14 protein-coding genes are annotated in these 14630 nt (G+C 47.4%); 1 reads left to right on the top strand and 13 read right to left on the bottom strand.

Annotated elements, in window-relative coordinates:
• Positions 1-73: 73 nt before the first annotated feature.
• The 9 genes from DXB18_RS11050 to DXB18_RS11010 form a co-directional block, all read right to left on the bottom strand.
• The gene (locus tag DXB18_RS11050) at positions 74-1273 is read right to left on the bottom strand and encodes a CobW family GTP-binding protein (RefSeq protein WP_118707821.1); all 1200 of its coding nucleotides are present in this window, start codon (positions 1271-1273) and stop codon (positions 74-76) included.
• Positions 1274-1442: 169 nt separating this feature from the next.
• The gene (locus DXB18_RS11045) at positions 1443-1808 is read right to left on the bottom strand and encodes a metal-dependent transcriptional regulator (RefSeq protein ID WP_118541041.1); all 366 of its coding nucleotides are present in this window, start codon (positions 1806-1808) and stop codon (positions 1443-1445) included.
• A gap of 228 nt (positions 1809-2036) precedes the next feature.
• Positions 2037-4127, bottom strand: a complete 2091-nt coding sequence (locus tag DXB18_RS11040) for a heavy metal translocating P-type ATPase (RefSeq protein WP_118707819.1) — start codon at positions 4125-4127, stop codon at positions 2037-2039.
• A 185-nt stretch (positions 4128-4312) separates the two neighbouring features.
• Positions 4313-4633, bottom strand: coding sequence for a DUF6110 family protein (locus tag DXB18_RS11035; RefSeq protein ID WP_118541045.1), 321 nt, complete (start codon positions 4631-4633; stop codon positions 4313-4315).
• Positions 4634-4846: 213 nt separating this feature from the next.
• Entirely contained in the window at positions 4847-5122 is a 276-nt protein-coding gene (locus DXB18_RS11030) for a transcriptional repressor (protein ID WP_118541047.1), read from the bottom strand.
• A 109-nt stretch (positions 5123-5231) separates the two neighbouring features.
• Complete coding sequence (locus DXB18_RS11025; RefSeq protein WP_118541049.1) at positions 5232-5396, bottom strand: FeoB-associated Cys-rich membrane protein; 165 nt, start codon at positions 5394-5396, stop codon at positions 5232-5234.
• Between the two features lie 224 nt (positions 5397-5620).
• Entirely contained in the window at positions 5621-7804 is a 2184-nt protein-coding gene (feoB, locus tag DXB18_RS11020; protein WP_118541051.1) for a ferrous iron transport protein B, read from the bottom strand.
• A gap of 129 nt (positions 7805-7933) precedes the next feature.
• Positions 7934-8152, bottom strand: coding sequence for a ferrous iron transport protein A (locus DXB18_RS11015; RefSeq protein WP_118541053.1), 219 nt, complete (start codon positions 8150-8152; stop codon positions 7934-7936).
• 183 nt (positions 8153-8335) lie between these two features.
• On the bottom strand, positions 8336-8551 hold the full coding sequence (locus DXB18_RS11010) for a FeoA family protein (protein WP_347560041.1): 216 nt from the start codon (positions 8549-8551) through the stop codon (positions 8336-8338).
• A 310-nt stretch (positions 8552-8861) separates the two neighbouring features.
• On the opposite strand from DXB18_RS11010, the gene DXB18_RS11005 reads away from it, so the two are divergent.
• Complete coding sequence (locus DXB18_RS11005; protein WP_118707817.1) at positions 8862-10151, top strand: sensor histidine kinase; 1290 nt, start codon at positions 8862-8864, stop codon at positions 10149-10151.
• 146 nt (positions 10152-10297) lie between these two features.
• Here the strand turns inward: DXB18_RS11005 and DXB18_RS11000 are convergent, their stop codons facing one another.
• The 4 genes from DXB18_RS11000 to DXB18_RS10985 form a co-directional block, all read right to left on the bottom strand.
• The gene (locus DXB18_RS11000) at positions 10298-10834 is read right to left on the bottom strand and encodes a hypothetical protein (protein WP_147355242.1); all 537 of its coding nucleotides are present in this window, start codon (positions 10832-10834) and stop codon (positions 10298-10300) included.
• An 818-nt stretch (positions 10835-11652) separates the two neighbouring features.
• Positions 11653-12480, bottom strand: coding sequence for a metal ABC transporter permease (locus DXB18_RS10995; RefSeq protein WP_118541059.1), 828 nt, complete (start codon positions 12478-12480; stop codon positions 11653-11655).
• Positions 12477-13187 (bottom strand): metal ABC transporter ATP-binding protein, encoded by a 711-nt coding sequence (locus DXB18_RS10990; protein ID WP_118541061.1) that lies wholly within the window; start codon positions 13185-13187, stop codon positions 12477-12479. The genes DXB18_RS10995 and DXB18_RS10990 overlap by 4 nt, the downstream gene beginning before the upstream one ends.
• Positions 13187-14386: a metal ABC transporter substrate-binding protein gene (locus DXB18_RS10985; protein ID WP_118707813.1), complete on the bottom strand. Its 1200-nt coding sequence runs from the start codon at positions 14384-14386 to the stop codon at positions 13187-13189. The genes DXB18_RS10990 and DXB18_RS10985 overlap by 1 nt, the downstream gene beginning before the upstream one ends.
• Between the last annotated feature and the right edge of the window lie 244 nt (positions 14387-14630).

The following is a 14630-nucleotide window of genomic DNA, read 5'->3' as shown; positions in this document are numbered from 1 at the left end:
TTTGTACCTGTCCTTTTTTCTTTTTAAGAAAGCGCTGATGCATTCAGCGCCTTCTTCTGATCTATTTGGGCAATTAGTTTCTTCCAAATGCTTTCTTTAATTCGTCTTCCTTTAAGTTGGCACCGATGACACATACCTTACCGGTATAATCCGGTGCTCCGGTGCGGATCTCATACTGCTCCGGCACCATATCAAAATAGTACCACTCGCCTTCCTTCTCGCTCGGAAGCATGCCTTTTGCACGGAGAACATCACCGTATTCATTGCCGTAAGCCAGTTCTTCCAGAATTGCAGTCAGATTTTCCTTGCTGCAGGCATCGATGGTCTCAAGCCCCCAGCTGCTGAATACCTCGTCTGCATGATGATGATGGTGATGGTCGTGGTCATGGCAGCCGCATCCGCATTTCTCATCATGGGCGTGATGATGATGCTCATGATCGTGGTCATGGTCCTCACAGCCGCACTCCTTATCATGGTCGTGATGATGGTGCTCATGATCGTGGTCATGATCGTGGTCATGGTCCTCACAGCCGCACTCCTCGTCATGGTCGTGATGATGGTGCTCATGATCGTGGTCATGATCCTCGCAGCCACAGCCGCAGTGCTCGCCATGCTCGTGGTGATGGTGGTGTGCGTGCTCCTCCTTTACCTGGGCCAGCAGTTCTTCCATCATGGTGTCCGGCTTTTCAATCAGCTCTAAAAGCTGTGCACCGGTCAGCTGGTCGATCGGAGTGGTCACGATGCTTGCATCCTTATTGTGCTCGCGAAGCAGATCAACATCGGCTAAAACCTTCTTGGAATCTGCCACATCGGTACGGCTCATAACGATGGTTCCTGCATTTTCGATCTGGTTGTTGAAGAACTCACCAAAGTTCTTCATATACATTTTGCACTTGGTTGCATCTACGATGGTTACTGCACTGTTCAGTTTTACATCCAGGTTCTTTGCCACATCGCGCACTGCGTTCATAACGTCAGAAAGCTTGCCAACACCTGACGGCTCGATGATAACACGCTCTGGTTTGTACTTGGTCAGTACCTCTTCCAGGGATTTTCCGAAATCTCCTACCAGAGAGCAGCAGATACAGCCGGAGTTCATCTCACGGATCTCGATGCCGGAATCCTTTAAGAATCCGCCGTCAATGCCGATCTGACCAAACTCGTTCTCGATCAGGACAACCTGCTCACCCTTGATGGCCTCCTGTAAAAGCTTCTTAATAAATGTTGTTTTTCCTGCGCCTAAAAAGCCGGAAATAATATCAATCTTTGTCATGATGATCCCTTCTTTTCTTTATGCTCTGTCAAGCAGCTGTTAGCAGCTGCTATCGCTATCGTTTCCCATTCTGTCACAAAATGTCCAGAATGTCAATATGCCGGGCAGGTTGTGCCCGGCATATCATGTTATTGCTGGTTACTGGTTATACATATGGGACCGGTAACCTTTATTTTCTTTTTTCCATATAAGCACTGATGCCGTCAACCACTTCCTGATCCAGGATGTGCTCCATGCGGCAGGCATTCTCCTCTGCCATTTCCTCAGAAACACCCGTTACCTCCTGCAGGAATGCAGTGAGGAGCAAATGGCGTGCGTAAATAGACTTTGCCTTGACAAGCCCTTCCTCGGTAAGCTGGATGTCGCCACCCTGCTCCATGGAAATGAAACCCTGGTCACGTAAAAGTCCCATGGCCCTGCTGACACTCGGCTTACTAAAATTCAGCGCACGTGCCACGTCAATGGAACGCACAACTCCTTTTTTTTCTTTGATCATCAGTATTGTTTCCAGATAGTTCTCCCCTGATTCGTGCATACAACAACAACCTCCTGTCCCATCATGGGATACCGCAGCAAGTCTGACAAACGAAAAAACGGGCTGCGAATACTATAATCATAAACGATAATCCCATGCAAGTCCAGCACTTTTCCGAAGTTGTACGAATTGTTTCTATAAAAAAATTCTCAATACATCTTTTCATTCTGACGTTGTTCGAATTTCTCCATATAAAAAACTTCTTCTCCGGAAAAGCAGACACCCGCTTTATTCCGGAAGCAGATTCCGCATGCTCTTTAAGCTGATCAGAAGTGTCGAAGTATTGTGCAAAAGCGCAGAGGTGGCAGGCGGCAGAATGCCAAGAACGCCAAGCGCGATCAGACCTGCATTAAACCCTACGATCGTGCGGTAGTTCCAGTTGATCCGCTTCATCAGATGATTGCTGATCAGTTTTAATGTTACCACCTCGTAGAGGTTGTCCGCACCAATCGTTACATCTGCGATCTCTCTCGCAAGCTCCGCACCATCGCTGATGGCAATACCCACATTCGCTGCGGAAAGTGCCGGGGAATCATTGATTCCGTCACCGATCATGATGACCTTGCGACCTGCATTCTTTTCTTTCTCCACAAAGCTTGCCTTATCCTCCGGAAGCACCTCGGAATAGTACTCATCGACTCCTGCCTTTGCAGCGATCGCTTTTGCCGTACGTTCACTGTCGCCCGTCATCATGACAACCTTGCTGATGCCTGCCTCTTTTAAGGAAGCAATGACATCGCGCGCCTCCTCACGCAGCGGATCCTGAATGCAGATCACGGCTGCCAGGGCACCGTCGATTGCCAGATACAGATGGGAATATTCCGGCGGAAGGGCATCGAATACGTCCTGTTTTCCTTCCGGTATGGTACATTTCTCGTCTTCAAAGACAAAATGAGCACTTCCGATGATGGCTTTCTTCTCGCCATTTTTATCCTCCAGGGTTGTGGAAATGCCATGTGCCACAATATACTCCACCTTGCTGTGAAGTTCCTCATGAACCAGGTTTTTCTTCTTCGCTGCATCAACCACTGCCTTTGCCATGGAGTGCGGGAAATGCTCCTCCAAGCATGCCGCGATCCGGAGCAGTTCATCGCCGCCCATCTCGTTAAAGGATACTACATCCACAACCGTCGGCTGCGCCTTGGTCAGGGTTCCAGTCTTATCAAAGACAATGGTATCTGCCTCGGCCATCGCCTCCAGATACTTGCCGCCCTTTACCGTAATGTCATACATATTGGCCTCACGGATTGCGGAAAGAACAGAAATTGGCATAGCCAGCTTTAAGGCACAGGAGAAATCAACCATCAGAATCGACAGTGCCTTCGTGGTATTTCTGGTGATGAGCCAGGTAAGACCCGTGCCGAGCAGGCTGTACGGAACCAGCGTATCAGCCAGATGCTCTGCCTTGCCCTCCAGGGAGGATTTTAATTTTTCTGATTCCTCGATCATGGTAACGATCTTGTCGAACTTGCTGGAACCACCGGTTTCTTTGACGCGGATGGTGATCTCACCTTCCTCGACAACAGTGCCTGCATAAACAGAGGCACCTGCTGTCTTGGCTGCCGGAACCGACTCGCCGGTTAAGGATGCCTGGTTGACCATGGCTTCTCCTTCGACCACTTCGCCATCGAACGGGATCACATTGCCCATGTGAACACGGACAAGGTCTGCTTTCTGGATGGTATTGGTCGGAACCAGTACCTCCTGTCCATCGCTCACCAGCCATACTTTGGTGATGTTTAAGGACATGCTGCGTGCCAGATCTCCCACCGATTTTTTGTGCGTCCACTCTTCCAGGATTTCACCAACACCAAGCAGGAACATGACGGAACCTGCCGTATCGAAGTCGCTTCTTATAATCGAAACGCCAATCGCGGTCGCATCCAGAACCGGAACTTCAATCTTTCTGGCTGCCAGTGTACGGATTCCTTTCCATATATATTTCACGGATTTCACCGACGTGATCACTGCCCGGATGCTGGCCGGAAGGAACATGATATTTCCTGCACGCAGGATCACGCGGGTCATCAGCTTGTCCCAGTATTCACTGTTTAAGGCACGACCGGAATTCTGCAGATAAGACTCCGGGACCTCTGCCTTCTCATAAGAGAATGTCTGCAGATCGCGGACAACCTCATTCCGGTCTCCGTCAAAATGAATGACCATTTCGCCAAGACGTTCCCGTACTTTTACAGAAATCGCATATGGCTTCGCGTTGAAGTAATACTGCAGAGTGTCAGCCTGCTCGAAGCTCATGCGGCCCTGCAGGATCTGGACACGGATTCTGCCGCGGATTTCATGTTTGATTACAAATTTCATGAGATATCCCTCTTTTCACTACGGATATGTATTTTGTATGTATTTCAAAGGAAAAGGGATGCAATCACTTCTGCTGCATCCCCCCATTTTCCTGTTTTCACGTTACGATTCTGTATCATCCAACACCGTAACATTCCTGCAAAAACCGGGCGGCAAGTCACAGATACCGCCCTAAAACACAAGCATTACTCAGCGTCTGCTGCTGCCTCGGTTTCTTCTGCTTCAGCCTCAGCTGCCTCATCTGCAAATGCAGCTGCCTCAGCTTTCGCTGCACGCTCCTCGTTGATCTGCTGAGCCTCAGCGTAGATGTCCTCTGCGTTTGCCTGTACGCTTGCTGCTACGTTCAGAACACATGTCTTTGCACGAAGAACAGCTGCAGTACAGTTGGTATAAAACTTCTTTGCATCCTCACTTGCAAGAACTTTTACGCCTGCGGTGCCAAACAGAACACCTGCTGCAAAAATTCCGGATTTCTTAACATCGAAAGCTTTTAAACATTTTAACATGACTGGATTCCTCCTCATATGTAATTTTTTTGTTTATCGGGTATTCTAACGCATTCTTTTTCAAAATTCAAGAGTCTTTTTGATAAAAATTATTAATAATGGAAGAAAAGGAATGTTAATGATAATCTTTCTCATTAACACTCCTTTTCACGATTCTCCGCCCGGAAAATGAACTTCCTGTTTCAGTCCGGAGGCAGAACCGTCTTCTGCATTTCATGCGAACGCCATATGTTCTCCCATACCGTAATCAATCCGATACATGTTTTTTCTCTGAATCAGACCAGCTTCTTCCAGCGTTTTCACCATACGGTAAACCGTAGCCATGCCAATGCTTGGGTCACGTTTTGCTGCCTTATAATAAATTTCCTTGCAGCAGCTGCACTCATCCTGTAAAATCACATCAATCAAAAGTTTTCTCTGGCTGGTAATCCGGCAGCCATTCTTCTTCAATTCCGAAATAATAAATCCTTTTTTTGCCTCAGCTGACATATGATACCTCCTCTTGGTTGTTTGCTCTTTCCGGTTGATTTTGGTTAGTTTTTGCTAACTTATGGTTTTACAGAAAGGGCAGACAAAACTGCCCTGATCTGTTTGTTTCTTATTTTGTTTTTGGTTTCGGAGTGGAAGGATGACAGCTTGCACAGCCGGAACAGCCGGCACAGCTTCCAGAACATCCACCTGATTTTTTCTGCTGGTGACGCTTTCGGATCACATAGAAACAATATCCGGCGATGACGGCCACTACGATAATATCTGCTAACACTTCCGTTCCCTTCTTTCTATGCTGTTCACAGGTTGTGTAGACAGCAGCACTTTTTAGCTGTTCTGTAATTCCAGTGTATCATAATGTCATGGACAAACAGCTTTTCATTTTAGCACCAGTTCCTGTATTTGTACAGTATCCATGCTATGAATGCAGCTCCGGCCGGTGAAAGCCGGAGCTGTAAAGATCTTATGTATCATTTGTTTTCAGAGCTTCTTACAACGTTATGAAGCAGCCTGTACTGATCTCTTTGCGTAGGTCTTCTGGTCTTTATACGGATCCGGACGGAACAGCATGAAGAGCATGAAGAGTAATACAACGAATCCAACTACAGTACCAACACCGAAGGTGCCATACAGTAAGAAGGAACCAACCTGATAAATAACCAGGGTTACTGCGTAAGCAAATACATTCTGGAACACAATTGCAAACCAGAACCATTTGCGGCTCTGCATCTCTTTTGCCATGGTAGAGATTGCTGCCAGGCATGGAGAATCAAGCAGGTTGAACAGCAGGAAGCTGAAACCAGCCAGAGCAGTTGGGAACCACATGCCAACACCAGCTGCAACGGTATCTGCATCCTCGACATCGCCTGCAACGTTTGCAAGAACGCCCATGGTAGAAACGATACCCTCTTTTGCACTGAAGCCGGAGATTGCTGCTGCAACCGGCTGCCACTCGCCCCAGCCAAGCGGTGCGAACAGCGGTGCGATCGCGCCGCCGATGATAGCCATTAAGCTGTCTGCGGAATCCTCAACCATACCAAATGCGCCATCCTGTACACCAAAGGTGCTTAAGATCCACATAACTACACATGCTAAGAACAGTACGGTACCTGCTTTGATGAAGAAGCCTTTCAGTCTCTCCCAAACGTGAAGCAGGACAGTTCTTGCAGACGGAATGTGGTACTGTGGCAGCTCCATAACGAACGGAGCCGGCTTACCGGAGAACGGTTTGGTTTTCTTTAACATGATAGCTGCGATCAGAACTGCTGCGATACCGATGAAGTACATCAGCGGAGTGATCATGCCAGCGACATCCCAGCCGGTTACGTAACCAGCCATAACACCGCCCATAAGAGCGATAACCGGAAGCTTTGCACCACACGGAACAAAGGTTGCAGTCATAATGGTAAGACGTCTGTCGTTATCCTGCTCAATGGTCTTGGAAGCCATGATTCCAGGAATGCCGCAGCCAGAAGAAATCAGCAGCGGGATGAAGCTCTTACCGGAAAGTCCGAAGTGACGGAACACACGGTCCATAACGAATGCGATACGTACCATGTAGCCGCAGTCCTCAAGGATAGACAGGAATAAGAACAGGATTGCCATCTGCGGCATGAATCCAAGGACGGCACCCAGACCACCGATGACGCCGTCAACAGCCAGGCTGATGATGAAATCGCTTGCGCCTGCATTAGTAAGGAAGTTGGTTGCAACATCCTGAATGGCACCTACAAAAGTATCGTTGGTCCAGTCGGTAACAAAGGTACCAACGGTGGATACGGAGATGTAATAAACAACCCACATGATCGCGATGAAGATCGGAATACCAAGAATACGGTTGGTTACGATCTGGTCGATCTTATCGGACACGGTCATCTTGTCTTTGCCCTTCTTTACAGAAGAGGAAACAACCTTCTGGATGAATTTGTAACGCTCATCGGTTACAATGCTCTCCATATCATCATCATGCTTTTCTTCGATTTCTTTTCTGGTTGCCTCAACGATGCTTGCAGCGGAAGCCGGAAGTGCGATGCTCTCAACAACCTTGCTGTCGTTCTCGAGGAACTTGACTGCATACCATCTCTTCTTGTCAGCAGTGATGCTGTCCGGAAGAACCTCTGCAACCTTGGCAACTGCTTTTTCCATCTCCTCGGTGAAGATTTCCTTCGGCAGTGCTGCCTCTTTCTTGTGGGCAACCTCAACTGCCTTATCGATCAGCTTGTCAAGACCGGTCTGCTTTAATGCGGAGGTCTCAACCACCGGGCAGTTCATTAACATGGAAAGTCGCTCTACATCGATCTTCATGCCTCTCTTCTCGAGAAGGTCGGTCATGTTTAATGCGATGACAACCGGAACACCAGTCTCGATGAGCTGGGTGGTTAAGTACAGGTTACGCTCGATGTTGGTGGAATCCACAAGGTCCACAATCACATCCGGGTTCTCTTTCAGCACATAATCACGGCTGACAACCTCCTCCAGTGTATATGGAGACATGGAGTAAATACCCGGAAGGTCGGTTACGATTACATCCTCATGTTTTCCTTTTGTTTTTAATTTGCCTTCTTTTTTCTCTACCGTAACGCCCGGCCAGTTACCTACATACTGGTTTGCACCGGTGAGGGCATTGAACATGGTTGTTTTACCACAGTTCGGGTTTCCGGCAAGTGCAATCTTAATTGCCATTTTCTTCCTCCCTGAAGCCAGATCCTGGCTTTCATTCTTCAATGTTGTCCTATGTATGATTCGTTGTTTGTCACAAAAACTGTATCGCGCAGAATTTTCAATCCCAAAGTTTCCTGCCGCGTACAATAACTATTTTACCTCTACGCACTGGGCATCGTCTTTTCTGACAGACAGCTCATAGCCTCTGACGGTAATCTCAACCGGGTCTCCAAGAGGAGCAACTTTTCTGATGTAAAGCTCGCTTCCTTTCGTGATACCCATGTCCATAATACGACGCTTGTAAGCACCATCACCACTGATTTTGGTTACCACAACGGTACTTCCAACTGCTGCATCACCTAAAGTCATCGTCTTAAATCTCCTTTCCCAAAGATCACTGCCTGATCACCGCCCTGGGTCTTCGTGGCTTCCGTTCGAATTCTTAATAGTTTTATGCCCTGATTCTTTGCGTTCTCCGTTCCGGCCCTCTGCAGCCATTTGATCCTGGCAGATATGTTTTCATTTGTATATAGTTACGTACCTCACGGAAACTTACGCTACCATGATGTGACGTGCCATATCCTGGTTAATTGCGACTCTGGAATCCTTGATGTTCACGATCACATTGCCTCCGATCGCTGAGATCACGGTAACCTCGGTTCCTGCCACGAAACCAAGATTCTCCAGAAAACGTCTGCACTCCTCATTTCCTCCAACCTTGTGGATTCTGCTCGCCTGTCCAACCGGCGCCATAGTAAGTGGCATCATAACTCATCTTCTTTCTTTTCTTATAGTATATAAATGAAGCTGCATTGTAACTGATGTAATAATTTAATCTGACACTTACACCAAATACAGTCAGGCGGAAGCATTAGCGCCCGCTAACTTTAAATTAGTATAGGCTAACTTCGGTTAGCAGTCAATAACTTTGCAGCAATTTTGTCATTTTTGTTAGTTGTTGCTAACCGCAAGTTTCCTTATTGAGAAATTTTTATTACTATTGTAAGCTTGACAGATTTTTCCAGGAAAATATGGTATGATAGGCATATCTTAGACGTGTTTTGGAGAGGTTATCGATATGATTGAACTGGTTTTTAATGAATTTCTCAGCACATTTCCATTTTTTATATTGGCTTATCTGCCGGTCTGCGACCGCATGCGTTTTGCATTCAAAAAATCCTTCCTGATCATGTGCGTCTGGGAATCCGTTTATCTTTGCCTGTTTTCCCTGCTCGTGATTTTCGGATCGCCCAGTGTTTCCGCCCAGTATCTGGCAATACCAGTCCTGTTTGCCCTGATGGTATTTTTGGTTGAAACGGATATTGGCATTGCCGCATTTCTTTTTTTATTTACAATCGATTATCTTCTGGTTATCCGGGCTGCAACCTTTTGTCTCTGCCAGAAAATTTTTCATTTTTCATTTCTTACCTGGCAGGCCGGGATCATCACCCTGGTGCTCACCCTGATGACTGTATTTTTCATGTCAAAGTTTTTGAGAGGGATTCTTTCTGACCTACTCTCTGTGCAGCTGCCGGAATTCTGGAAAACTGCCTGGCTGCTCCCATGCTCTGCAACCGTCATAGTCCTGCTCCTTACCGGGAACATCCGCAGCGGGGTCATAAAAAACAATGCACTTATGGCAAGAATCCTGCTTCTGGTCTGCATGTTTCTCATCAGCCATCTGATTCTTTTGTTTATCCGGAATCTACAGGAACAGATCATGGAACAGGAACGAAACAAAGCGATGGAAAATCTGTTAAAAATTCAGAGGAAACAGTCCGAAGAGCTCCAGACACGCATCAAAGAAAACCGCAGGGCAAGACACGATTTCCGTCAGCACAGGGCCGTGATCCGTGACCTGGTAAGCCGCGGGGACTTAGATTCCTTAAAAAATTACCTGGAGGAATATGAACAGCAGTTTCCCGATTCATCCGACCAGCTGTATTGCGGAAACCTTGCCTTAAATGCTGTCCTCTCCTATTATGCAGACCAGGCAAAACAATATTCCATACCCATAACACTCAAAATCGAACTGCCGGAAAAACTGCCCATCCCGGAAACCGACTTTTGCGTCCTGATCGGAAATCTTCTGGAAAATGCCCTCGAAGCCTGCAAAGCGCAGGTCAGCGATCCCTTTATCCGCGTTCTGATCCAGCAAAACCAGATGTCTTCGATCACGGTCGCAGTCGACAATTCCAGCTTCTATCGTCCAGTCTGGGATGGACAAAAGCTTCTCTCCAGCAAACACCCTGGAAACGGAATCGGAACGGAATCCGTGCGTTATATTGCGAAACGCTACAAAGGCGATGCACGCTTTGAGTGGAAGGGCGGAGTGTTCTACGCATCGGTTATGCTGAACCTGCAATAATTCTTTTCCTGTAAAAATTATTGGACACGTCACTGACGCCTCCTCGACATGCAATACACCAAAAACGACTGCCCTTTCATGTCAAACCACATGAGAAAGCAGTCGTTTTCGTTTTTCATGACCTGTGTATTAAGAATACACTTCTTCTATTGTTCGTCAGAGCCCATATTTTTCTTTTGATAAAGCTCCATTACTTTTTCAACATCATAATCCGGTGCCATTTGTTTTGCAATCTGGCAAATAAGCTGCACAAAGGCTTCGTCCAATTCCAGAGTTTCTGCGATCCGTAATACGGAATCGTTTTTCTGCATTTTCTTTACAATAAGCCGAACCTGTTCCAGAAGCTGCCCCTCTTCCAGTCCAGCTTTATGACCCTCCGCAAGACCAGCTTCCCGACCCTCTGCTAATCCAGCATTTCTGTATTGTTTTTGCAGTAATTGATAATTTCGCTCTTCATCGTATTCATAGATGCTCACTTTTAACACCTCCGCACGATTTTTTCGCAGGAAATCTGCCAGCACATCATTTTTGATACATTCCTCCATTGCATCATTCACTGCCAGAACCAGCGGGAGACCGCTTTTCTGCTTTTCGCGTACCAACGCTACAAACGTTGAATAATCATGAAGCTCCCTGCATTTTTCCATTAATGCCACATTATGCCCTTTGTTGATGTTTAACACAATTGTTTCCAGGTGAGAATTCCAGCTTTTTCTGTTCTTCTCTTCTGGAATTCCCTGTTTGATTGTTTCGTGGTTTCTCAAGCATAGAAAAATTCCAGTAGATTGTTCAGAATGGCAATGCCATAGAAAATAGATAAACCGCACGGTGAAATAGAGGTTCCCATGCTGTGGCTAAAAGAATGTTCCTGCTTTGCTTATAACATACCATTTTTATGCTGCATTGGCAAGGGAAATCTTCTTTATATAAACAATATTGCACAGTAAGTCTCTGTAGATACGGAAACACAAGCCAGCCGGTACAGGATAAGCATTTGGGTGAAAATCCTTTTGCTCGTAGGCTGCGCCGCCTATTGTTGGAACTGCGACCCAAACTCGCACGCGCTGCGTGCTCAAACAAGGGTCTCCGTTCCAACGCTATGCTCGCCCACTCACGGATTTTCAAACAAATGCTTATCCTGTACCGGCTGGTTTGCGTTTCCTGTGTACTGGCTTTACTAGAATAAAAACCTGTAACCATTACTGATTCGGCAGATAGTTAGCCTATCTCTGCCATTTCAGTAGTGGCTGCAGGTTTTTCGTATGTAGTGGAGCCAGTACAGTAGAAAGCACCCGCCCCGCCATGCGTAATAAGCATTCGTTAGCGAATTTTGCCCGTTTTGTGAGTATAGCGATCGTTTCAGAGCTCTGTCTGAGCGAACGCAGTGAGCGAGTTAGCGGAGGAACGATCTATAGGCAACGGAGCAAAACGGGCGAAAATTCGCGTGAATGCGTTTACGTATGGCGGGGCGGGGGCTTTCGGACTTACTGTGCAATATTGTTTATTTCTTTACAACGCGCATAAGCACACTCTGTGCGATCGTAAACAACACAAATGTAGCCAGATTCACCATGACGACGCTGGCACCTGCCGGGGTGGAAAATCCGTAGGAAAAAATAATTCCAAGGAGGAAACATACAACAGCCAGAACTCCGGAGCAGATGACTACACCGCGGAAGCTTTTAAAGATTCTCATGGAGGTCAGTGCCGGGAAAATGATCAGGCTGGAAATGAGCATGGCGCCCATCATCCGCATGCCGAGTACAATGGTGACCGCCGTTAAAACAGCGATCAGAACATTGTATAACTCCACCCGCACGCCGGTCGCTTTCGCAAAGTTTTCATCGAAAGTTACAGCAAACAGTTTGTTGTAGCAGAATACAAACAAGCATAGCACAATGATAGAAAGTACTGCGCTTAAGATAACGTCCTCACGGCTCATCGCAAGAATGCTTCCGAACATGTAACTGCTGACATCGGTTGTCATACCAGTTGTCAGGGAAGTGACAATAATGCCAAGGGCAAGGGAGCTTGCGGAGATCATGGCAATGGCTGCATCGCTCTTCACTTTTCCGTTTTCAGTGATGCGGAGCAGGAAAAAGGCTGCCAGCACAACAAGCGGGATTGATACCTTAAGCGGAGACCAGCCCACGGCAATGGCGATGGATAACGCACCAAAGGAAACGTGGGATAAGCCGTCTCCGATCATGGAATAGCGCTTTAACACCAGACTGACACCCAGCAGGGCGGAGCAAAGCGATACCAGGATTCCGCCTACCAGGGCGCGAACCACAAACGGATAGGAAAGCATTTCCAGAATCATACTCATGCCTCTTCACCTCCCAGAAATTCTTTGCCGGCCACACTTTTTTTGTATTCTTCTGCTGTTCCGCAGAATACAACGTTCCGGTGAAGATGCAGGATCTTGTTGGCCTGGCTGATGACATTGCCAATATCGTGGGATACCATGATGATGGTGATCCCGTCTTCTTTATTCAGCTTCTTAACGAGATGATAAAAGTCCTGGATTGCGGACGGATCAAGACCAGTGATCGGCTCGTCCAGGATCAGAAGCTGTTCCGTGGCACAGAGGGCACGCGCGATCAGGACACGCTGCTGCTGACCTCCGGAAAGTTCCCGGTAACATTTATTTTTCAGATGTTCAATGCCCAGGCGTTCCAGATTATGCGCTGCAAGTTTCCGTTCCGCCATAGAATAGAATGGACGGTTTCCCCTGCGGCTTAAGGTTCCGGACAGTACAACTTCCTGCACGGTAGCCGGGAAATCCTTCTGAGCCGCGGTCTGCTGGGGAAGATAACCAATCCCGCCACGTTTCAGATCATCTGCCACAGTAAGCGTTCCGCCCGTTGGCTTTAAAAGGCCCAGCATGCCCTTAATGAGCGTACTCTTTCCCGAGCCGTTTTCCCCTACTACGCAGAGATAATCTCCCGGATAAATTTCCAGATTCAGATCAACAACCGCGTCCTGGTTTTCATATCCAAAATCAGCATGTTCGCATTTGATAATCGGATTCATCAGTCAATTCCTTTTCTTAAATTTTCGATATTCTGGCGCATCAGTTCCGCGTACGTAATGCCGGAATCAAACTGCGCCCTGGTAACATTGTGACAGGAGTGAAGAAGCAGCGGCTCTGCCCCGGTTTCTTCTCCAATGATTTCAGATACCCGGTGACTGCTCAGTTCCAGGTAGTATACCACTGGAATCTGTTCTTCTTTTACCTTGTCGATCAGATAGGCGATCGTTTTTGCGCTCGGCTCCGTGTCGGAACTGCAGCCCGAGAAAGCCGCCCGGTAATCCAGCTGGTATTCATCCGCCAGATAGCGGAATGGGAATTTATCACCCATCACGATCATGTTTCGTTTGCGATTTCTGGACACCTCACGGAAGCCTGCATCGATCTCTTCCAGTTCCTTTTTGTAATTTTCAGCCCCCAGCCGAAATACCTCTGCATGTGCCGGATCTGCCTCTGCCAGTGTTTCTCCGATCACATCCACCAGCTTCATGGCATTCACCGGCGAAGTCCAGATGTGCTCGTCGTACTCAATCGTTTCTTCATGACCATCGTGATCCACGTAGTCACTATGATCATGATCGTCGGTCTCCTGGGCATGCGCTGCATGCTCCTCCGGTGTCTCTCCACTGTGGTCGTGATCGTCAACTTCCTGTGCATGCGCCGCGTGTTCCTCCGGCGTCTCGTGACTGTGGTCGTGATCATCACTGTCTGTATGGGAATGCACATGATCATGGTCGTGATCGTGCCCGGCATCTTCCATGCCTTCCACGATTTCCTCTTCTACGGTATCTACATAATCCATCATAGTAACAATCGTCATGTTGGAGGTATCCAGGGCCCCCAAGGTATCCTCCAGCCAGTGTTCCATGGTTCCGCCGTTGCTGATCAGCACATCCGCATGCTGGATTGTCCGGATGTCAGCCGGGGTTGGCTCAAATGAGTGACTGTCCATGCCTGCCGGAATGACCATCTGAAGGTCTACCTGGTCACCAGCAATCTGCCGCACGAAATCATAGTACGGAAACAGAGTCACCGCCACCTTTAATTTCCCATTTTCTTCCGAAGAAGCATCAAAGGCGCCCTGGCTTCCTTCAGCCGGTCCGCATCCACTAAGAAACACGGATGCACCAAGAAATACTGCCAGCAGACATTTCGGCAGCCTGTGGCTTTTCCAAACTGTATTGTGTCTGTTTAATTTCATGTTCATTTCTTTCTGTTGCTGTCTCACCGCTGCAGACAAACCTGCACAGTGATATGTCTCTGTAACATCAGACAGCTTCAGTCATCATGCATTGTGACTGAAGCTGTCTCATTTGGTTGCATAGTTAGTTTAAGTATACCACATTCTTTTTATTATGAAAAGAATCATTATTTACAGATTTTCTCGCCTAAAATGAAAATTTAAATTCCACTTCTCCAAAGGGCGGTGGAGTTTACTCTTGCAC

Source organism: Clostridium sp. OM02-18AC, from assembly GCF_003481825.1.
Taxonomy (GTDB): Bacteria; Bacillota; Clostridia; order Lachnospirales; family Lachnospiraceae; genus Brotaphodocola.
Note: the sequence above shows the minus strand (reverse complement) of the source record. Positions and strands in the feature narration are given on the sequence as shown.

Excerpts from the sequence above, each read along its gene's own strand:
- DXB18_RS10995 (WP_118541059.1), bottom strand. The coding sequence starts at position 12,480 with ATGAGTATGATTCTGGAAATGCTTTCCTATCCGTTTGTGGTTCGCGCC.
- feoB (WP_118541051.1), bottom strand. The coding sequence starts at position 7,804 with ATGGCAATTAAGATTGCACTTGCCGGAAACCCGAACTGTGGTAAAACA.
- DXB18_RS11005 (WP_118707817.1), top strand. The coding sequence starts at position 8,862 with ATGATTGAACTGGTTTTTAATGAATTTCTCAGCACATTTCCATTTTTT.
- DXB18_RS11035 (WP_118541045.1), bottom strand. The coding sequence starts at position 4,633 with ATGTTAAAATGTTTAAAAGCTTTCGATGTTAAGAAATCCGGAATTTTT.
- DXB18_RS11040 (WP_118707819.1), bottom strand. The coding sequence starts at position 4,127 with ATGAAATTTGTAATCAAACATGAAATCCGCGGCAGAATCCGTGTCCAG.
- DXB18_RS11045 (WP_118541041.1), bottom strand. The coding sequence starts at position 1,808 with ATGCACGAATCAGGGGAGAACTATCTGGAAACAATACTGATGATCAAA.
- DXB18_RS11015 (WP_118541053.1), bottom strand. The coding sequence starts at position 8,152 with ATGACTTTAGGTGATGCAGCAGTTGGAAGTACCGTTGTGGTAACCAAA.
- DXB18_RS11050 (WP_118707821.1), bottom strand. The coding sequence starts at position 1,273 with ATGACAAAGATTGATATTATTTCCGGCTTTTTAGGCGCAGGAAAAACA.
- DXB18_RS10985 (WP_118707813.1), bottom strand. The coding sequence starts at position 14,386 with ATGAAATTAAACAGACACAATACAGTTTGGAAAAGCCACAGGCTGCCG.
- DXB18_RS11030 (WP_118541047.1), bottom strand. The coding sequence starts at position 5,122 with ATGTCAGCTGAGGCAAAAAAAGGATTTATTATTTCGGAATTGAAGAAG.
- DXB18_RS11010 (WP_347560041.1), bottom strand. The coding sequence starts at position 8,551 with ATGATGCCACTTACTATGGCGCCGGTTGGACAGGCGAGCAGAATCCAC.
- DXB18_RS10990 (WP_118541061.1), bottom strand. The coding sequence starts at position 13,187 with ATGAATCCGATTATCAAATGCGAACATGCTGATTTTGGATATGAAAAC.